This window comes from Catenulispora sp. GP43 (genome assembly GCF_041260665.1).
In the GTDB taxonomy this organism is placed as follows: Bacteria; Actinomycetota; Actinomycetes; order Streptomycetales; family Catenulisporaceae; genus Catenulispora.
This window is the reverse complement of the sequence record NZ_JBGCCT010000045.1, coordinates 62579-81330: the sequence shown is the minus strand read 5'-3', so window position 1 is coordinate 81330 and position 18752 is coordinate 62579. Positions and strand designations below refer to the sequence as shown.

Genomic DNA, 18752 nt, shown 5'->3' with positions numbered 1-18752 from the left:
GCCGAGATCCGCCGCCTATTCACCCGGATCGGCACGCAGGCCCAGCACCTGCTGTTCACAATCGGCTGGAGCATCTGGCGCCGTCATCATCAAAACGCGCTCAACGCAGCCACTTCCGACGACGCGGCCAGACCCCACCCTAACCACCAAGTGCGGCTGCAGTATTAGCTGACGCCCACAAACTAGACGGTTTTGGCATAGGTGACTACGCCGCAGAGCAGATGCCGCAACCGGCGCTACGTGCAGATACGCAAGCACCACTGTGGATTCCAAGTCGAAGATCCCCGCCCTGCCTTGATCCGGACCCAGCATCACCCCACAAGCCATACCTGCACGATGACCATCAAGATATCAAGTCAGATGATCCCGGCTGGACTGTTCGAGGTCTGTCAGTGCTGAAATGGGTCAGATCAATGCCCATCTCTGTGGGTCCCCATCATTCTGGTTCCTTACCGCAGAACCATCAGGTAGCTCCGGCAAAGGGTCACGCAACCGGCCGTGACCCTAAGGGTACGCATTTCCGGCCCATGTGGTTGACCCGCATCGCAAACGGCCGAACGCGATGCACCGCTCAACCGCGTGGGAGACCGCCTTGACGATCCAACCCGCCCTGCCGTTCCCCGAGCTCGATCCACTTACCGCCGATCTACCACTGTCGGTGTGGACCACCGGCCAGCAGGACTCTAGGACGCAGCGCCGCGGACGCTACCTCCCGGCCTCCATGGCGCACCCCGGCAAGATGCTGCCGGCCATCGCTCGACACGCCATCGAGCACTACACCAGCTCCGACGACCTGGTCATCGACCCGATGTGCGGAATCGGAACCACGCTGGTGGAGGCGATCCACCTCGGTCGCGACGCGATCGGCGTGGAATACGAGCAGCGCTAGGCGGACCTGGCCTTGGCCAACATCGACCACGCCGCCGACCAGGGCGCGACCGGCGGCGCGACGGCTATCTGCGGCGACGCCCGGCACATCGATGAGCTCGTCTCCCCCGACGTCCACGGCCGAGCCGCGCTCGTTCTGACGTCCCCGCCGTACGGGGACTCGGTGCATGGGCAGGTCCGCTCCACCCGCGACACCGGGCGGCCGAACGTGGAGAAGTTCGACCACCACTACAGCCGCGACCCTGCCAACCTCGCCCATCGCAGCCTCGAGGACCTGATGGCCGGCTTCACCGAAATCCTGACCGGCTGCCGCAAGCTGCTCAAGCCCGGCGGATTCCTGGCGATCACCGCCCGTCCCATTCGGCGGGGCGGGGCGTTGGTCGACATCCCCACGATGGCTCTGGCAGCGGCGATCGACGCCGGGTTCACCCCGTGGGAGCGCTGCGTCGCACTGCTCGCCCGCGTCTCGGACGACGGGCTGACCGCACGAGCGTCGTTCTTCCAACTGGTCAACACCGCGAACGCGCGCAAGAACGGCCTCCCGCTGCACGTCCCAGCGCATGAGGACGTCCTGGTGCTGACCAAACGGTAGCCGCATTTCGGAAGCGCTCGAACCAAAGCCTTGATGTCCATAGCGCGACCGAGCGTCACTGGACCAGGGCCCTAACGAACAACCCAGTCCGCCCTCTGACACGAAAATAGACGCAGCTCAGCGGGGTTGTGGGGCGATCCGGGCGTGACGGATCGCCCCGTGGCGGCTGGTGCGTGGTTCGCCTAAGGCGACCGGTTCGAGGCCGAGGCGGTCCAGGGTGACGGTGTAGCCGAGGGCTTCCAGGACGCCGACGGCGCGGCGTTCGGCGCGGTCGGGGTTCTGGCGGGTGTAGTAGTCGCTGCCGAGGTCGGTGTAGGGGACGTGGTGGGTGAGCATGTGCCAGACGGCGATCAGGATCGAGTGCTCGATAGCGACCAGGGCGCGCAGCGGGCCGCGGCGGGCGGTCAGGCGCCGGTAGCGGGCCTGGAGCCAGGTCCCGTTCGTGCCGGCCGCGCCGAACGCGGCAACGCCGAGGGCGCCTTTGAGGTAGCTGTTGCCGGGTCTGGTCTTGCCGGACTTGTTCTTCCCTGCCGACTCCCGATGGCCGGGCACGACCCCGGCCCAGGAGGCCAGGTAGTCGGCGGTGGGGAACACGGTCATGTCCCCGCCGCTCTCGGCGATGATGACTTCCGCGACGTAGCGTTCGACGCCGGGAATCGTGGTCAGCAGCTCGACGACGGGGCGAAAGGGCGCGATATGCGCCTCGATCCGCTCTGCCAGGGCGTCCAAGGCTGCGGTCAGCCGGTCGATCTGGTCCAGGTGCAGCCGGACCAGGAACGCATGGTGTTCGGTGAACCGTCCGGTCAGCGCCTCCACCAGCGCCGGGATCTTGCTGCGCAGGCGGCGTTTGGCCAGGTCGGCCAGCACGGCCGGATCCGGCGGCCCTGCCGGGTCGCAGGCCCCTGTGATGAGGGCTTCGAGCATGGCGCGGCCGGAGACGCCCATGATGTCGGACGCAACCGAGGACAGTTTGATCCCGGCATCCTCCAGGAACTTCTCCAGCCGCTGCACCTCCCGGGACCGCTCCCCGGTCAGCCTGGTGCGGGCCCTGGTGAGATCCCGCAACTGCCGGATCGGCTCCGGCGGCACGAACGAGCCGCGCACCAAACCGTGCGCCCCCAACTGCGCCAGCCACTGTGCGTCGGAGACATCGGTCTTGCGCCCCGGGACGTTCTTCACGTGCCGGGCGTTGACCAGCATCACCTCAAGCCCGTCCTCCAGCACGAAGTAGAACGGCCTCCATCACCAGCGTGACCCCCGGCGGCGACCAGGTGATCGCGCAGCGCCAGGATCTGGTTCGTGGTAGCGCCCCAGGTCGTCACCTCGCGGGTGAACGTGCCCTTGCGTTTGCCCGGCACCCGGATGCAGACCTTGGCGTCGGTCTTGGAGATGTCCAGCGCTGCCACACGCTGATGCACCACATCCACTGTCGTGCCTCCCCATCTCCCCCGAGACGCGGACGTCGAAGGCGTCCGTCCCGGGGAGGGCAGGGATGTCGAGGAATCTGACACACGTGCTCAAGGCAACAATCCACGGTTCCCGTGGCGCCCTCCAGCGCCCACGCTGACCTACAAGCTCACCGGCACTACAGAGGCAACGGCGTCCAGCCGGAACAGACACCGACATCGTCCATCCCTGCCAGCGCGGTGACCAGCCCCGTGCTGGGCCGCACAGTGGGCGAATTTTCGCTACCCACCGCGCGGCCCATAGGCCCGCTAAATCGCTGACCTGCGGTGAAGCAGTCTTGTTAGCTTCGCGGATGGACGGCTTTACGGCGCTCGGCCAGGAGCACACGGAGGCGAAGCCTGCGACAAGCCTCGACCGCGACGACCGAGACCCGAAGTCACGCGTTCCCGAGGCACCGTTATCCACAGGATTACAAGTTATCCACAGGTCCAGCGACTCGTATTGCACCCACGGGATCGATGACTGACAGTCGAACCATGAAAAGCCCACATAAGCACACCAGTGCGGAAGAATACTACACAGCTGCCGCCAATACTCTGATCAGATTGCAAGATCACGTGGTGGCTCATCGCCAACTCGCCGAACTGGGATTCCCCGAGCGGGTCATTCGGAAGCGCACGACGACGGGCGGGCCGTGGCAGCGCATCCTCCCCTCGACCTACTTGACGCAGACGGGGCCGCCCTCTCGGCACCAACTGATGCGCTCCGCGCTACTGTACTGCGGATCGGACCACACCGGGGGCGCACTGCTCACAGGGACCGCGGCACTGGATTTGTACGGCGTGCGACGGTTGCCACGGCAGAGCCGGATCCATGTGCTCGTGCCCTGCGACAGTCTGCGCACTAGCACAGGCCACGTCGTCATCGAGCGGACGTCCCGGATGCCTGGCCAGGTCACACGGAGCGGAATGGCCTGCGCTCCTTTCGTACGGGCATTGATTGATGCGGCACGCCGGTCGGAGGACGTCGACGAGGTACGGGCCGCGTTGGCTGAAGCGGTGCAACGCCGATTCTGCACGCCGGCCCAGATCCTCGAGGAGGTCGCCAACGGACCCATGCGTCGCTCGCGGCTGGCGCAGCAGGTGGCGTTGGAGATCGGCGAGGGCGTCCGTTCGCCGGCCGAGGCATGGATGCGCGAGGCGCTCATCCGGTTCCGTGTGCCTGCACCTCGATGGAACGCGGTCCTGCGCGACTCCGCGACCGCAAGGATAGTCGCGGTTCCCGATGCGCTGTGGGTTGGCAGCTGCCTCGTCGCGGAGGTCGACTCGGCGGATTACCATCTGAGCCCGAAAGACTGGCGCCAAACCCAACAACGGCACGCCATGCTCACGGCACTCGGATTCGCGGTTCTTCACTTCGCACCAACCCGAATCAAGGAGGATCCCGAGGCGGTCTGTGTCCAAGTCACGGACGCTCTCGCAGCCAACGCAGGCCGCCCCTGGCCGCGGGGAATCACGGTCACCCGAGCTGACGCCTTCTCGAACGGGACGTAGCAGGGCCTGGACGGGCAGGCAGCGTCATGCCGCGCGCAGCTCACCACAAAGCTTGTCAGGTTGAGGCGCACGAAGTGCGCCGATCCCCTGGGCGCCGGTGTCAACCGGCGTTCACGCGCAGCCGTTGGCTTACAGCCCTGGTCACCATGACGGCCCCGTCGGCCTGATGTGCCGAGGGGGCGTAGCCGGCGAAACGGAGCGCGTCCAGGACAGCGACCGGGCCGGCGGCTGACACCAGCACCGTCGGGGCGACGCGCCGCAGCGCAGACGAGCCCAAAGCCCGGTTCGCCTCGATCTCTGAAGCGAGGTGCTCATCGGCCGTCACGAGCAGTCAGGCTGGTACCACGCCCTGGTTCGGTGAGGTGATCTCGACAACTATCGCCAGACCATCTTGTGCTCGAACTGGGTGAGGACGAGTGCGGCCCGCATGAGGTCGCCGATCCTGGAAGGGCTCATCGTCACGTGCGCGAGGGCTTTCCATCGGCCGAACAGCAGCGCGAAGCCGCGCTCGCCCTGGAACCGCAATCCACGCAGCAGCCGGTTGTAGGTCGTCGGCGAGGTCATTGCCGTCGCTGGGCTGCTTGACCGGAATGTGGACGCCCCAGCCTGCGCCTTCGTACCCTGCTGTCGGCGCGCGTGGGCAGCTCGGCAAGGAACCGTTCGGCGATCGTGAGGACTTCGGCGCGGGCCATCGCGATGTCGTGTTCACTGCCGGGGTACACCTCCGAGGTTCACATCGGGATGCCGTTCGGCGTCATGAGCGCCTAGATGTTCCCGGCGAACTCGTGGGTCTTCCCGGAATGCCAGGCGTCGATCTCGTGGCCTTTCCGCGAGGCTTTCCTCCCCTCGACCCAGTCGATCGGTACGAGGGTGCCGTCCAGGATCAGAAACGGCAGTTTGTCACGCACGGCTTATCCAGGACCTCGACGAGGTTCGGGGCCTGTTCGGCGATCACTTGGAGCCCTCGGCGTGGCGGACGTAGCTTGTGGTGCGGGCCAGTCCGAAGCCGGCGCCGAGCCGTTCGATGTCACCGCCGTCCCACATCCAGGCCAAGATGAAAACTGCCTGACGGTAACAGGTCAGTTTGCGGGCGCCCGGCGCGTTCCGAGCTTCGTGCGGTTGGTGCACAGTAGTCCGGCGACGAAGAAGATCAGGTTGCGCGGTACGCCGAGGCTGACAGAATAGGTGCTCACGCGATCAAGTAGCCAGTGTCGCGAGAAGGTGCTCCTGCCCCGGCCAGCCAAGCGTGACGCCGTGCTCCCCGCAGATCCGTCGCCATCGTTCAGCGTCGCGTGGTTCGCGCGAAGTCCAGAGCAGCCCGCTGACGCCTGGTTCGTAGTCGCGAAGCTGATCGAGGTAGTCGATGATCTGGCCAAGGCCGAGACGGAGCTGATCGATGTCGTTCGAGCCCTCAACGGACTTCACCTCGCACACGGTGAGCCAGCCGTCGCCGATCGACATCCACGCGACGTCCGCACCCGTCGTCGACTTGACGGTCTTGTATCCCTGAGCACGAGCTTCAGCTTTCAGAAGGTTGACGGTCGAGTTGTGCTCACTGTGCGCGTCGGCGCGGGCCTGGCCGTCGTCCTGCGTGGGGACCGGAGTTATGTCGGTCGGTGCGACGTCGAAATCCTCCTCGAAGGCAAGCCACGCTTGCGAAACGGAGAACGCCGCCAGAACTGCTTCGAGTCTGTCGCCGAGCACGCGACCGAGCGTGCCCCGAAATCGGGTCGCCATATCGAGCGCGGCCGTCTTCTCGATGGTCGACAGCCAGCGCACCTCACGACAATGGCGATACGGATCATCGTCGGCCGGTCCGGCGTATCGGTATTCGCCGACGACTTCCGCTAGTGCGGTGACCGGATTGGTCCACCGGCTTCGGGAATAGCTGTCGCATTTGCCTGCTTTGGTGGGATGGATCGTCTCATCGAGTGGAAAGGCACTGATGGCGGAACGAGTGAAAGCCAGGCGGCTGACCGATCAGGAAGGTCAGCGGCTGTTGCGGATTGTGCGGCGCGGGTCGGCCAGTCCGGTGCGGTATCGGCGGGCGATGATCGTGTTGGCCTCGTCCAGTGGGAACACCGTGCCGGCGATCGCGCGGCTGGTGGCGGCGGACGAGGACACGGTGCGCGATGTGATCCACGCGTTCAACGAGATCGGTCTTCGATGCCTGGACCCTCGGTGGGCGGGCCACCGCGCCCGCCTGCTCAGTGAAGACGACGAAAACTACGTCGTGGCTGTGGCCAGCCAGCGCCCCGGGAAGTCCGGGGCGCCGTTCACCCGGTGGTCGATCCGCAAGCCGGCCGCGCACCTCGCCGCTGACCCGGTCCGCCCGATCCGGATCGGGCGTGAGACGCTGCGCACGCTGCTGTCCCGGCGCGGGGTCACCTTCCAGCGCACCCGCACCTGGAAGGAGCCCCCGGACCCGCACAAGGAGGCCAAGCTGGCCGCGATCGAGGACGCGCTGGAGCACCACGCCGAGGCGACGTTCGCGTTCGACGACTTCGGGCCGCTGGGCATCCGCCCGGTGGCCGGGGCCGGCTGGGCCCGGGCCGGGCATCCGTGGCGGTTGCCGGCCACCTACCACCGCACGCACGGGGTGACCTACTTCCACGGCTGCTACAGCATCGGTGCCGACCGGCTGTGGGGGATCAACCGGCGCAGGAAGGGCGCGGTCAACACCCTGCTCGCACTCAAGAGCATCCGGCGGACGCGACCGGCCGACCAGCAGATCTTCATCATCTTGGACAACCTGTCGGCGCATAAGAACAAGGACATCCGCGCCTGGGCCGCCGCGAACCACGTCACGCTGTTGTTCACTCCGACGTACGCCTCCTGGGCCAACCCGATCGAGGCGCAGTTTAGGCCGCTGCGGCAGTTCACCATGGCCCACTCCCACCGCTCCCACCACGCCGAGCAGACCCGCGACCTGCACGCCTACCTGACCTGGCGCAACGCCCACAGCCGCCACCCCGACGTGATCGCCGCCCAGCGCCGCGAACGCGCCCGGGTCCGCAGCGAGAAGGGACTGCGCTGGGGAGGACGCGCCCGAGGCGACCTCGCCCTGGCCGCATGACAACACATGAACCGGCGAACCAATCCGGTCACCGCACTAGCCACGCTCAACGCGCTGCTGGACCAGGACCTACTCAACGAGGACCTCTACCGGCGCATCATGAGAGCTCAGGCCAGCCTCGGCAGGCGCGACGCCGTCCGCCGGACCCTCAACCTGCTCGACGTACGGTTCGAGGCGGCGGGGTTCGAGGTTGATCCGAGTACGTACACATTGGCCGACCAGCTAACCCGGCGCCCGACGCCGCGGTAGCCAGTTCGACCCACATCGAGCCTTTGTATTCGGGCAGGCGTGCTGTCAGGAAGGTGTGCGCTGGAGCACCGCGACAATCCGTGACTCCTCGGTCGAGTAGGCCACGGTCGAACTGCCGGGCAGCATGTCGTTCTGATGTGCCGAGTACCAGGTGTTCAAGGCACTTCCTAGACTAACTTTGCCCGCGGAGTCGACAGCCCCACCGAGCGTCTGAGCGTTGATCAGATTCGCATCGACTAGCTCCTGCGCCAGAATCTCCAACGCCGTGGAGTGCAAGCCGTCCGGCGTCGGCCGCTTCCCCATGCTGTTGATCGCCGTCGTAACCTTGCCGGCCTCGTCCGAGAGCAGCACCTTTGAGTTTTTGGACAACAGCATGTCTGCCGTTCTGGTGGCATACCACGTGGTGAACTGAGCGCCATCTTTGATGACGCCATCCACCACGACGCCGGGATCAACATCGCTGGCAGACAGAGTCCCGGTGTCCAGAACAAGTTGTGTGGCGACCACTGTCGAGTTCGGACTGGGTATGCCATCCGTTGCTGACGGCTGCGCCCCGCCGCTCTTGCTCCCGCTGCCGCACCCAGCGGTCCAAGATGCCACCACTACCGCCGCAGCAAGGCAGGTGAGGTTGCGGCGATAAAAGGCAGTCATCAGTTGAGCTCCAGCGCACTCGTGAATTCGTTGACGTAGTCCTGCAACGAAGGCGGCGACCCGAGCGCCTTGTCGAGAGCATCTGGGTGTGTAGATACCGGCGGGCCCAGAGTCAGCTTTGATCCAAGCGTTCCATACCACGTTTGAAAGTCCGCGTTGTCTTGCACCTTGCCGTCCACGACGACGCCAGGACTGAGCATGTCGGGTGTCAGCCGTCCGGAGTCTAGTGCTCCTTGGGTCACCAGGACCTGCATGTGCTGGATCTGGTTGATGTCGTCCTGATGGGTATCCGCTGTCGCCTTCGCAGTGTGCGACTGGTCGAACAAATGGGCCAGCAGCCCGCCGTCGGTCGTCGGTGGGGACCCGGCCAGCGGCTGCATGAAGCCGTCGACAGTCTGCGCGATGCCCAGCGCTTCCCCGCCGGGCGCATTGCCAAGGGCACCGGTCAACATATTGAACACCATGAGATGGTTGGCTGCCATGGCGTCGGCGTGACCGGCCGAGTCCAGTTGCTGTTGGTCGATGATCTTCTGAGTGTCGGTGATGAGGTATGAATAGGGCCGCGTCCAGTCACTTTTCGGACCACCCTGGATGGCAGCTTGGACTAGTCCCGCATACGACCCCTGAAGCCAACCTCGGTAAGCGGCGGCATCCTTCGGGTCCTTTAAGGCCAACCCAAGGAAGGACTTCATCTCGTCCTGCGTGACGGTGAAGTTGTAGAAAGGGGTGTTTGGTCCGACGTTGACCATTGATACGCCGTCGCTGTGACTCTGCGCAGAAAGCGCAAGATCGAGCGAGTTGTTGCTTGCGTAGTGGATCAATGCCTGCGTGATGGAGTCCGGCAGCGGCCCGACCTCGGCCGCCATGGAAGCGTTCGAGGGATCCCACCCGTGAAACGCCGCAGCCGCCCGGATCACGTTCATCGCGGCCTGGATCTCCTGCATGGCCACGGGGTCGGAACCTCGCTGCTGCATCAGTCCAGCGTTCAAGAATGCGGAGATCGCCGCCGCGTCCGTGAACTTCGGTCCCACAGTCGTGGTGTACGACCCGCCGACGGTGCCGTACAGCTCGTTCAACGAGACAGATCCCTGCAACAGCTCCGTGACCAGCTGCTGCCCGTCGGCGCTGGACAGGGCCAAGCGGACGGCATCGCCATCCTGCGCGGCAGCTTCTAACGACTGGGACAGAGCCGTATTGAAGGCCTTCGAGTCCTGGAAGTTGCTCGAGTCGTTCACGAGCTTCGTCACCAGGTCGCTCAGGAACACGGCGCCGGGGCCTTTCCCAAACGCCTGACCGCCGCCAGCCGCGGCCACAATGGCGCTGAGCCCGAGGAGGTCCGAGTCGCTAGTGTTGGCGACTACCGAGGCCATGCTCCCAGCATCCGCGGCTTTCGCCGTGGCCTGGCCGATCATCGTGAGCAGCGCCTGGTCTTCCGGCGGGAGGCTGCCGTCCGGCAGCTTGTCGTGGCTGAGCAGATAGCCCGGGAACTTTGACACCAGCGGGCCGAAGGTGAACCAGAAGTCCGGGTTGTCGCCGTAGGTGCTGAGCATGTTCTGGACCTCGGTACGCAGCACATCCGGCGGGATGGCGCCCTTACCGCCAGTCAGCGCCAAGCTGACCGCGTCCACCTGGGCGTTGTACACGTCCATGCCCATGCTCGCCAGGCCGGCAAGGTCCGCCAGGCTGCCGCCGTTGGCGACTATGGCCGCGCCGAAGTCGTTGAAGTCCTTCGCCGCGAGTTTGGCCGCCACACCGCGCAGGTCCTGATCGGCCACAGCCAGCTTGTTCGCGCACGTCCGCTTCGCCTTATCGTGCTCGGCCGACGCATCGCCGGCCTGGGAGGCCAGCACTGTCGCCAGGCCGCTCGTGTCGGGACCCGCCTGCGCCTCCATGCTCGACTGAACCTTGGCGAACGCCGCCTTGCCGTCACGCAGCGCCTGGGCGTAGGCCCGCACGGCGTCTGCGGCGTCGGTGTAGGCGGTGGCCATCTGGTCCAGCATCGTCGGCACCGGATCGAGTGTGTTGCGGAACGCGTCCGCACTCTTGCCGAGCCACATCGACAAGTTCGGATCGGCGAGCAGGCTGGCGATTCCGAGGCGGACGCCCGTGACGTCGGCCTCGCGCTTGATGAGGTTGGCGACGACGGTGTCGAACTGTGACGGGTCGCCGTCCCACGGGTCGTAGTTGGGCAGCGTTGCGGAGCCACTGCCGGACTCGCTCGCCGTCAAAATGCCGCCGCCAATCGGCCGTGCGGCGCCGATGGAGCCGCGTGCGCGATGTCGCTGTCCGCCTTCTCGGCAGCCTGCGCGGCTTGATTCACGTACTTCTCCAAGCCCGCCAGATAGCTGTTCAGACGGTCACCGCAGGTGTGGTCGGTGGTAGACAAAGTTGTGAGCTCGTCCAGCATCGATCCGTCGCAAACCCCCTGCCAGGAGGGCATGATGGGCGTCGAGAAGTCTGCCAGCAACCCTCTGAGCTGGCCGGCGAAGTCGCTGAGCGCCTGGCCGTCGATATATAGATCTGCCACGTTGTCCCCCGAAACACAGAAGCCTTCGAAACTCACGTTCCCCGTCAGGCAGCGCCGCCTAACCTAGTTGAGGACCCGACGAGCTGGCAACGCCGAAAACACGATCAGTGAACGTCGGACTACGCATCAGCAGGCACACGCGCCAGCGCGGATCGGGGCGGTGGTCGTCAGGCCGGGCAGCGATCGTCAGGGCCAAGCAGTCAGTCCGCAGCGCGGTCCTTCCGCACGCTGACGGCGTGTCGTCTAGCGTGGCGGGGCGACGGCAACCTTCCCCACCCCGAGGGACTGTGTACAGCGGGAGGTTGCCCATGCATGAGAAAGACAAGACAGATTTCGAGCATTTCATGGCGGCGCGCTGGCACCCGCTGGTCCGCGCCGCCTACGTCCTCACCGGGAACCGGCAGGACGCCGAGGACATCGCCCAGACCGCACTGACCAACGCCTACAGCGTCTGGCCACGGATCCGGAATTCGGACGACGTCACGGTCTACGTTCACAAGATCCTGATCAATGTCTACCGCACATCCCGCCGCCGCCGACGCGTGCGGGAGGTGCTGACGTCTGCGGTGCCCGAACGCCGCAGCGCCGCCGCCGCAGCGGCGAATGAGTCCCTGCACGACCGCGACGAGGTCGCCCAGGCGCTCGCGCAGCTGACGCCGCGCCAGCGGGCGGTGATCGTGCTGCGGTATCTGGAGGACTTGACGGAGGCGCAGACCGCGGCGGCGCTGGGGTGCAGCGTCGGGACGGTGAAGAGCCAGAGCTCGAAGGCACTGGCGAGGCTTCGGGCCGGTCGGGTTGAGATGCCGGAAGCGAGTGGCCGCGGCATTCGCCCCGGGTCCGCGACCGAGGGCGCTGAGCCCGTCGAGCCCCCCAAGAACGGCGAGCGCATCGACGTCCTCGAACACCGAGAGCAGGTGGCCCAGTGAAGAAGATCACGACCGAACACGATGTCCGCGACGCGGTGCAGAGCATGGCCGCCGATGCCTCGGCGCCACCGCTGCCTGGGCAGGAGATCCTGCGGGCAGGGCTGCGACGGCGAGTGCGGCGGCGGGTGGAGCGGGCGGGGGCACTGGCGATGGCGGCCACGGCCGTGGCGGCGGTGGCGTGGACACAGACCTCGGGAGGGTCGGCGGCGGAGCCCGCGGGGCCGCCGACGGTAACGAACACCTTCACCGACCAGCTGGGACAAGTGCTGGGGCAGATACTTCCGGAGGCGAAGGTCAGTGCTGCGATGTACAGCGGCACGGACCCGAATGCGCGACACTACCGGTTTGACGTTTTCCCGCTGCGGATCACGTACCGCGGACATGTGCTGGACGCGGCGCTGAGTCTGCGGACTGGGGCTTTTGCCACAACGGGTCCAGACTCCGGCTATTGCGGGATGTCGGCGCCCTGGAAGACGAAGATGTCGGATTGTACGTCGAAACCGGTCGCGAACGGAGGACTGGTCGGCGCGTACAAACTCGCGGGCCCGGGCCATTGGGTTCCCGGCGATCTGTACGGTTCAGGCGGCAAGCCGCTGACCGTCCTCCAGTCGGACATCACGTACAGCCAGAAGGACGCCACCCATGTCGGTGTGGCGGCCAACCTGACGGTGCGCGCCGGCACGACCTCCAATGACAGTGGGCTGACTCCGGCCGGCTTGAGCACGACGCTCCAGGACCCCCGGTTCGCGGCGTTCCTCAGGGACTTCGCCGATCATCCGGAAAAGGATCCGTACGGGCCGCTGGCGAAGATCAACGACAGGGTTGTCGCCTCGGGGAAGGTCGACGATCACGCTTGGGCCCTGCACTTCGCCATCCTCAGTGAGTACAGTGGATCGATCTTCCGCAGCAAGGTCAACGACAACTGCGACTACTGGGCGTTCACCGTCGACGGCAGCCCGCTGACCGGCAATGCCGACGTCACCTGCAAGATGGACGGCAGCCTGATCCACAACCAGCCGCCGACCAACAAAGCAGCTCCCTGGCACAGCGACCGCCTCTACCCGACGGACGGCACCCACGGCCACGCCCCGCAGCTGCCCATCGGGACGGTTTTGACCAGCACGGTGCCAGCCGGAACGGTCAGCGTCGAGGCCACATTCGACGACCAGCCGACAAAGCTCACCGGCAAGGCTTTCACCGTCCACGGCGACATTCCGTACTTCGTGTTGGTGAAGCCGGACACCGCCAAGCCGGATTGGAAGCTGGCGACCGTGATCTGCCAGGACTCCGATGGCAAGGTCGTGGGCACGTTGTACTTCAACGCGCCCTGACATCAGCATCTGGTTTGTATTGGCTGTATCCGCCCCCGGCATATATCGTTCCGGGGGCTTCAGCGTGTGGAGCGGAGCGGTCGTGCGGCGCGGAACTAGTGACTTCGCTGGCGCGGATGCTACTCGGGGTGGTGTCGCGGCGGCCGTGAGGGGCGGGATCTGCGAGGCTTGGTCGAGTCGGTCCGGGAGTTGCCGTGCAGCGAGTCGAACCCGTCGGCATTGAAGCTACGGATCACGTCGCGGACCCTGTCCGAGTTGGTGAACGTCACCTCCGCGACCTTCGCCACCGGCCTCTTCTGAGCCCGCCCGCCAGGTCACCACCGAACCCAACTAGCACTGACGTGGCTTACAGGGCCATAAGAAGCACCAGGTAGGCCCCGGCCATCAACCCTGGACCGGCAGCGAAGCGGTCACGGCGGCTGATCCTCCGCGTCATGAACAGCGCCACACCGGACAGGCTGGCCATCAGAACGCCGGTCCAAAGCCCGGTCAGACACACTCCCCAGCTCTGCCAGGCCAAGGGCATCGCGAGCAGCCCTGCCAGCTTCGCGTCCCCGCCCCCATAGCCGAGCACGCCGCCCAGGACGGCGAGTATGAGCACCGCGGCCAAGCAAGCGACGCAGGCTCGGATCCATGCCTGGAATTGATCATCGGCGATCGCGGGGATGAGCAACAGAACAGCAGCCACCGGGTAGGACCCGAGCGTGAGCACGTCGGGGAGCCTGTGATGCCGCAGGTCTACCGCGGCCAGCGTCATGCACGCTGCATTGACGTAGGCCAGCGCCGGCCACAGCTCGACGGGCGCTCCGCGCAGTACCAAGCCCGCGGTGAACACGAGTTCTGCGGCGAGAAGCCAACGCCAGCGCTGTGTGAGAACCGCGACGACCAGTTCGCTGCCTGTAGGTCTTTCCTCGGAGTCGACAGGCGCCCCAGGCGAGTAGTCAATGGCGGTCATGACACTGACCGCAGACCAGGCGCGGATTTGCGGACGAGGCCGTTGAGTTGCTGCATCACCTTAACTGTATCCGGCGTGGGCTCGATCTCATGCTCATCGCAGACACCGTTGAACGTGGCGAACAGGGCCGCCAGTTCCTCGTCGCGGTTGGGACGTCCCTCGTCGGCCACGACCATCATCAGGTCGCGGTAGAGAAGCTCCGCGTAGGGGACGGCGAGCAGGCCACGGCTGACGGCCAGCCTGGCAGAGTCAAAGTCGCGCTCGTCTCGGCATGCCTGTGCGACGGTGTGGGCGACATCGATGATCGTAGAGATCATCACCTGTCGGTACGGCTCGGCCCAGGCATAGCGGCCAGGCCACACATCGGCGAACGGCTCGCCGCGAACGAGGGCCAAAGCTTGCGCGAAGCGGCCCGCCTTGCGGTGCTCCTCGAAGGCAGTCCAGTCGCAGCCGACTCGCTCGGTGAAACCGAAACGGCCGTCGGGGGCGACCAGAAGCAGTTCGCGCCCTTCGCGGTCCAGGCCGAAGGCATCGCGGATCTGGGCAAGCCGCGTTCCGGCTACCTGGGGGCTGATTCCGAGCTCGGCGCTGAGCCCGGTGACACCGGAACCGGGATGGAGTGCGATGTAGGCAGCCGCCTCGACCGTCTTCGGATCCGCCACGGTCACGGGTCCCGCGACGTCGATAGGCCCCAGGGTTCTGACCCACACCTCGTCGTGTTCCGCTTCGCGCACCACCACTTCGCCGAAATTCGGCTGCGCCGCAGCCGTCCGATTGAACACGTCGACGCTGACCTGCCACTCGGGCTCGATGACGCTTGGGAGCTGAGTGGGCGCCATGATGCTCGCTAGTCGGTCATGCTGCTGCTCGTCGACCCGCTGCATGGTCACCGCGATGTTCAGATCGTGGAGCAGGGCGTCGCCGGCCGCGTCGACGGTTAGGCGATGGCCCACTGGTGCGACGCTGTCGTCGACGGCGATGACTGCGGCTGTGCTGGTTCGCGGCTGCTGGTGGGCGATGGCGCTCAGCCGCTCGGCGTTCTGCGGAGTGACCCATCCCCCGGCCCCCAACAGGACACGGGGCTCGGTCACGCCGGGATTGGACTGTCCGATCCTGGCCGCCCGAAGCGCCTCGGTGCCAGTCCCGGCGTCTTCCGGCAATACTTCGCTCACCACTTGCGCCCATTGCTCGAGCGCAGGCAGCACTTGCTCGGGCGGGTCGCTCCGCGCCGGATTGCGGGCCAGCGCCGGATCCAGCGATACGCCTGCCGGGGCCACGGAAACATAGTCCGACCAGGGAAGTTCAACTCCCAAGGACCGGACGACTCCGGCGGCTTGCTCCTGATCACCGCCGATTTGCACGACCCCGTAGTGCTCCAAGTCCAGCAGCACCGGCTCGCGGTCACCGGTCCGCCCCATCATGACCAGCGCCGGATACGGGACCGGCTGTTCGGCAGCCGCCTTGCGCGGAAGCAGCTTCGCCTGGTCCTTCGAACACCACCACGTGGTGTCACTGAGGGCTACGAAAGGTGTGATCGGCGGGCACGGATGGCTGAGCCGAAGCTCCACGCCGCCCTCCCGCAAGATCGCGGCGGCCACCTCCGGGATGAGGCGGCCGGTGTCGGCCGAGTGTTTGGCCAAGGTGCGGAGCACGCGATCGAGGAAGTCCCACTCGGCTGGATCGGCACCTGCACGCAGCTGTCGTTCCAAACCCGCGGCCTGAAACGCCGGCATGGCGATCCGGTGACCGACTGCTCGGCGGTTCTGCTGAACCTTCCTACGATGTGCGAGAAGCCCGAGCATCGCCGCGGCGGAAACACTCGAGATACCGAAAGCTACGAGCAGGCTGTCCCGCTCGGTTTCCGACGCCGGCGCGGCGGTTGTCGAGGCCGCTGGATGGTGAGGCTGAGCCCCAGACACCTGCGGTGGCGTAACAGAATACGGAGACGGGACCATCGACGTACTGGGCCGTTCCGGAACCCGAAGCGCGTCCGCAACCCCTGCTACGGCATTGGTCGCGTCCTGCGCTGAGTGGCTCAGCCCGGAGGGAGCCTCAGGTGCTTGGTGAACCACGGTGATGGTGTCGGGGTTCGGCACTGGGAGGTGCGGAATCTTCAGATCTTCGCCCGGGAAGATGAGATTCGGGTTGGTGAAGTGACCCCCGTTCTGCTCCGCCCCCTCGTTCGCAGCGAAAATCCTCGGCCACTGCGTTGAGTCGCCATAGTCGTGTCCCGCGATCGCTGACAAAGACTCACCGGGCTTCACGACGTGCTGATCCTCGGGAGTGTCGTGCAGTCCACCATGCGCCGGGGCCGGCTCAGAGCGGACGGGAACCTGCAATGTCCAGCCCGGCTGCAGGAAGGCCTCGGCGTGGAAGATGGTGCCGTTGGACATCATCCGTCCGGCGTTCAACGCGACGATCGCTGGATACTGATCGCCGCTGCCCAGATGGTCCTCCGCGATCTTCCACAGGCTGTCGCCGGGCCGAACGACATACGTAGTCGCATGAGCGCTGCTGTGACTGCTGGCCGGCTGTTGCGGCGTAGGTGCCATATGGGCTTGCTGTGACATGGTGGCCGTTGCGACAACGGTCGGAAGGTGCGGGACGGCCGCCTGCGCCGTGGCGACGCTGGGGCCCGCGGCGAGTAGCAGAGCTATCCCGGAGAGCAGCCCTGTCGCGGCCCTCTGGGACCAGCCCAGGCCAGGCAGCCGTATCGCGGCTCGACCGGACAGGCGTGCCGGGATCTCGACCAGAACGCTGACCGCGAACGCAACCCAGCCCAGCCATGCCACCACCGCGAAAGCCGCGAGCAGCGTCGTACCGTTGTCCTTCTTGGTGAACAGGTCTCGGACGCCGTCGGCGGTCGGGGTGTGGTGAGGCAGCAGCCCTTTGGTGACCACGTACAGCAGCACCGGCAACCCGAAGGTGGCCGCAAGCAGCACGAGCAGACTGAACAAACCGACGACGACATCGCGCAGCCGGCGGTGCGGGGAGGACTGGCGTGCTGGTTTCATGGCTTGTCCACCCGATAGACGAGGTCGGCGTGTCCGTGTCCGGTGACGCCCAGGTCCAGGTTCGCGATCGAGCCGGCGAACAGCGGCGTGTACGTACTGTTGATCTGGACGTCGATTTCAGTGCCGGCCGGGTTGACGGTGACCTGACCGGTGAGCTTGTACTGCCGGAGGTAGTCGTCGGCCAACGTGATCGCGCGATCGGGGGCGACCTTAATCGTAGTCCCGGGGATCGCGAGAGTGGGATCGACTCCTTGGGCGCCCGCGCGGGCTGCCTCGGCAGCGATGCCGTCCAGCCTCTCTTGCGCGTTGATCTTGCCGACGCCGTCGAAGACCAGGGCGATCAGGCCCATCAGCGCGACCAGGCAGATGGCGACGAAGATGGAGACACTGCCGCGGTCGTTGCCAAGAAGCCTCGTCAGCGGTTTCACCTGGCCCTCCACCAGTCGATGACGGACCAGAACTCAGACTTGATGGTCTTGCTGCCCGGAAGCCACGGATATCCGAGGTCCGCGTATGAGACGACGCAGGTCACCGTCACGTGGACCTGTCCCAGCGTCCCCACAGGCTTGGCAAACTGCCCGGCCAGGTCGCCGTCGGGATCAGGATCGACGCTGAGATTGCTGCAGTGCAGGTTGTTGTTGATGAGCGTGCTCATACCGGTGTTCAAGGCCTGGGTGCGGGCAGTGCCGACGTCCCGGGAGATCGAGGCCTGCCGAGCAGCGTCGCGAGCAGCCTCGTCGACGGCAGCACGGGCCAGAACCAGGCGGCCGACCAGAAACACCAGCGACAGGAAGGCGATCAGAGCCGGAGCGATGATGCCAGCTTCGATCGCCGCGTTGCCACGGTCGCCTCGAAGCCACCTCACGGGGCACCCCCGGCGACGAACCGCTCCACCGGGACGGTGACTGTCACCTGGAACTTCGGCCCCGGCCCGAACGGCCACAGGCTGGCCGCGTTGCCACTGATGTTGATCTGCACCTGTGTGGCGTTGCTTCCTTGGGGATCCACGGCCATGTCAGTGACGCCGTTGCCGGCAAGCTGCTGCAGCTTGGTCCGTGCGACAGCCACACCGTCCTCGGGGGTCTTGCCGTAGGCGGCGCCGGCGTGGGCACCTTCGCGAGCAGCGGAGACGGCCACAGCGTGAACCCAATAGTCCATCGCCAGCTGCACGCCGACGAACACCAGGCCGAGCATCACCGGGAAGACGATCGCCGTGGAGATCGGCCCGCTCCCCTCGTCCTGGCACGCCACAGCGCGCCACCGGGAGAGCCTGGTGCTCCACCGGTCGGACAAGAAGCTTCGCCGCATGGTCATCACGGGTTGGTGCTGTTGACCTTCGACACGGTCCGGTCCTTCAGGGCGTTGAGCGCGACGACAATCGCGCCGGCGATGGCGACTACGGCGACGATGATGATCGCGGCGCTGACCGCCCCCTCACCACGGTCCTCGCCGACAGCCTTGCGGATCCGGAGCTCCAGATCCTCCAGGTACACGGCGAAGGGCACCAGCGCGGACGGCACGGGCACGCCCTTGAATCGATAATCCATCAGGTCTTCCTTTCTGGTCGGGCCAGTTCAAGTCGT

20 protein-coding genes and 2 pseudogenes are annotated in these 18752 nt (G+C 66.0%); 7 read left to right on the top strand and 15 right to left on the bottom strand.

The window, feature by feature from the left end; translation table 11 throughout:
- Nucleotides 1-592 precede the first annotated feature (592 nt).
- Together ABH926_RS49760 and ABH926_RS49755 are read left to right on the top strand one after the other, a co-directional pair.
- The gene (locus ABH926_RS49760) at nt 593-889 is read left to right on the top strand and encodes a TRM11 family methyltransferase (protein ID WP_370374426.1); all 297 of its coding nucleotides are present in this window, start codon (nt 593-595) and stop codon (nt 887-889) included.
- 12 nt (nt 890-901) lie between these two features.
- Nucleotides 902-1480 carry a hypothetical protein gene (locus ABH926_RS49755; protein ID WP_370374425.1) on the top strand — a complete coding sequence of 193 codons (579 nt, stop codon included), beginning with the start codon at nt 902-904 and terminating at the stop codon, nt 1478-1480.
- A gap of 117 nt (nt 1481-1597) precedes the next feature.
- Here the strand turns inward: ABH926_RS49755 and ABH926_RS49750 are convergent.
- Nucleotides 1598-2907: pseudogene (locus ABH926_RS49750) on the bottom strand (IS110 family transposase).
- Between the two features lie 516 nt (nt 2908-3423).
- Here ABH926_RS49750 and ABH926_RS49745 point away from each other — a divergent pair.
- Complete coding sequence (locus ABH926_RS49745; RefSeq protein ID WP_370374424.1) at nt 3424-4440, top strand: hypothetical protein; 1017 nt, start codon at nt 3424-3426, stop codon at nt 4438-4440.
- A gap of 100 nt (nt 4441-4540) precedes the next feature.
- Here the strand turns inward: ABH926_RS49745 and ABH926_RS49740 are convergent, their stop codons facing one another.
- The 4 genes from ABH926_RS49740 to ABH926_RS49725 form a co-directional block, all read right to left on the bottom strand.
- On the bottom strand, nt 4541-4765 hold the full coding sequence (locus tag ABH926_RS49740) for a hypothetical protein (RefSeq protein WP_370374423.1): 225 nt from the start codon (nt 4763-4765) through the stop codon (nt 4541-4543).
- A gap of 50 nt (nt 4766-4815) precedes the next feature.
- Entirely contained in the window at nt 4816-5004 is a 189-nt protein-coding gene (locus ABH926_RS49735) for a hypothetical protein (RefSeq protein ID WP_370374422.1), read from the bottom strand.
- 200 nt (nt 5005-5204) lie between these two features.
- On the bottom strand, nt 5205-5348 hold the full coding sequence (locus ABH926_RS49730) for a hypothetical protein (protein ID WP_370374421.1): 144 nt from the start codon (nt 5346-5348) through the stop codon (nt 5205-5207).
- Between the two features lie 289 nt (nt 5349-5637).
- Nucleotides 5638-6219, bottom strand: a complete 582-nt coding sequence (locus tag ABH926_RS49725) for a hypothetical protein (RefSeq protein WP_370374420.1) — start codon at nt 6217-6219, stop codon at nt 5638-5640.
- Between the two features lie 166 nt (nt 6220-6385).
- Between ABH926_RS49725 and ABH926_RS49720 the strand changes: the two genes are divergently transcribed.
- Both ABH926_RS49720 and ABH926_RS49715 read left to right on the top strand, forming a co-directional pair.
- Nucleotides 6386-7516: an IS630 family transposase gene (locus ABH926_RS49720; protein WP_370374419.1), complete on the top strand. Its 1131-nt coding sequence runs from the start codon at nt 6386-6388 to the stop codon at nt 7514-7516.
- A gap of 6 nt (nt 7517-7522) precedes the next feature.
- Nucleotides 7523-7765: a hypothetical protein gene (locus ABH926_RS49715; protein WP_370374418.1), complete on the top strand. Its 243-nt coding sequence runs from the start codon at nt 7523-7525 to the stop codon at nt 7763-7765.
- Nucleotides 7766-7810: 45 nt separating this feature from the next.
- On the opposite strand, the gene ABH926_RS49710 is transcribed toward ABH926_RS49715, so the two are convergent.
- The 3 genes from ABH926_RS49710 to ABH926_RS49700 are packed head-to-tail and all read right to left on the bottom strand — an operon-like array spanning nt 7811 to nt 10979.
- Nucleotides 7811-8416, bottom strand: a complete 606-nt coding sequence (locus ABH926_RS49710) for a hypothetical protein (RefSeq protein ID WP_370374417.1) — start codon at nt 8414-8416, stop codon at nt 7811-7813.
- Nucleotides 8416-10644 carry a hypothetical protein gene (locus tag ABH926_RS49705; protein WP_370374416.1) on the bottom strand — a complete coding sequence of 743 codons (2229 nt, stop codon included), beginning with the start codon at nt 10642-10644 and terminating at the stop codon, nt 8416-8418. Before ABH926_RS49705 ends, ABH926_RS49710 begins: the two co-directional genes overlap by 1 nt.
- A complete protein-coding gene (locus ABH926_RS49700) occupies nt 10641-10979 on the bottom strand; it encodes a hypothetical protein (RefSeq protein WP_370374415.1) in 339 nt (112 codons plus the stop codon). The genes ABH926_RS49705 and ABH926_RS49700 overlap by 4 nt, the downstream gene beginning before the upstream one ends.
- 272 nt (nt 10980-11251) lie before the next feature.
- Between ABH926_RS49700 and ABH926_RS49695 the strand changes: the two genes are divergently transcribed.
- Both ABH926_RS49695 and ABH926_RS49690 read left to right on the top strand, forming a co-directional pair.
- Nucleotides 11252-11869: a SigE family RNA polymerase sigma factor gene (locus tag ABH926_RS49695; protein ID WP_370374414.1), complete on the top strand. Its 618-nt coding sequence runs from the start codon at nt 11252-11254 to the stop codon at nt 11867-11869.
- Nucleotides 11866-13200, top strand: coding sequence for a hypothetical protein (locus ABH926_RS49690; protein ID WP_370374413.1), 1335 nt, complete (start codon nt 11866-11868; stop codon nt 13198-13200). Before ABH926_RS49695 ends, ABH926_RS49690 begins: the two co-directional genes overlap by 4 nt.
- Before the next feature lie 194 nt (nt 13201-13394).
- Here ABH926_RS49690 and ABH926_RS49685 read toward each other — a convergent pair.
- From ABH926_RS49685 to ABH926_RS49655, 7 genes and pseudogenes are all read right to left on the bottom strand, one after another.
- A pseudogene (locus ABH926_RS49685) lies at nt 13395-13530 on the bottom strand (helix-turn-helix domain-containing protein); the annotation flags it as partial.
- 16 nt (nt 13531-13546) lie between these two features.
- A complete protein-coding gene (locus ABH926_RS49680) occupies nt 13547-14155 on the bottom strand; it encodes a prepilin peptidase (RefSeq protein WP_370374412.1) in 609 nt (202 codons plus the stop codon).
- A complete protein-coding gene (locus tag ABH926_RS49675; RefSeq protein WP_370374411.1) occupies nt 14152-17169 on the bottom strand; it encodes a LysM peptidoglycan-binding domain-containing protein in 3018 nt (1005 codons plus the stop codon). Before ABH926_RS49675 ends, ABH926_RS49680 begins: the two co-directional genes overlap by 4 nt.
- On the bottom strand, nt 17166-17597 hold the full coding sequence (locus ABH926_RS49670) for a pilus assembly protein TadG-related protein (RefSeq protein ID WP_370374410.1): 432 nt from the start codon (nt 17595-17597) through the stop codon (nt 17166-17168). The genes ABH926_RS49675 and ABH926_RS49670 overlap by 4 nt, the downstream gene beginning before the upstream one ends.
- A complete protein-coding gene (locus tag ABH926_RS49665) occupies nt 17594-18034 on the bottom strand; it encodes a TadE/TadG family type IV pilus assembly protein (RefSeq protein WP_370374409.1) in 441 nt (146 codons plus the stop codon). Before ABH926_RS49665 ends, ABH926_RS49670 begins: the two co-directional genes overlap by 4 nt.
- Nucleotides 18031-18483 (bottom strand): TadE/TadG family type IV pilus assembly protein, encoded by a 453-nt coding sequence (locus tag ABH926_RS49660; RefSeq protein ID WP_370374408.1) that lies wholly within the window; start codon nt 18481-18483, stop codon nt 18031-18033. The genes ABH926_RS49665 and ABH926_RS49660 overlap by 4 nt, the downstream gene beginning before the upstream one ends.
- Nucleotides 18483-18716, bottom strand: coding sequence for a hypothetical protein (locus tag ABH926_RS49655; RefSeq protein WP_370374407.1), 234 nt, complete (start codon nt 18714-18716; stop codon nt 18483-18485). The genes ABH926_RS49660 and ABH926_RS49655 overlap by 1 nt, the downstream gene beginning before the upstream one ends.
- Nucleotides 18717-18752: the final 36 nt, after the last annotated feature.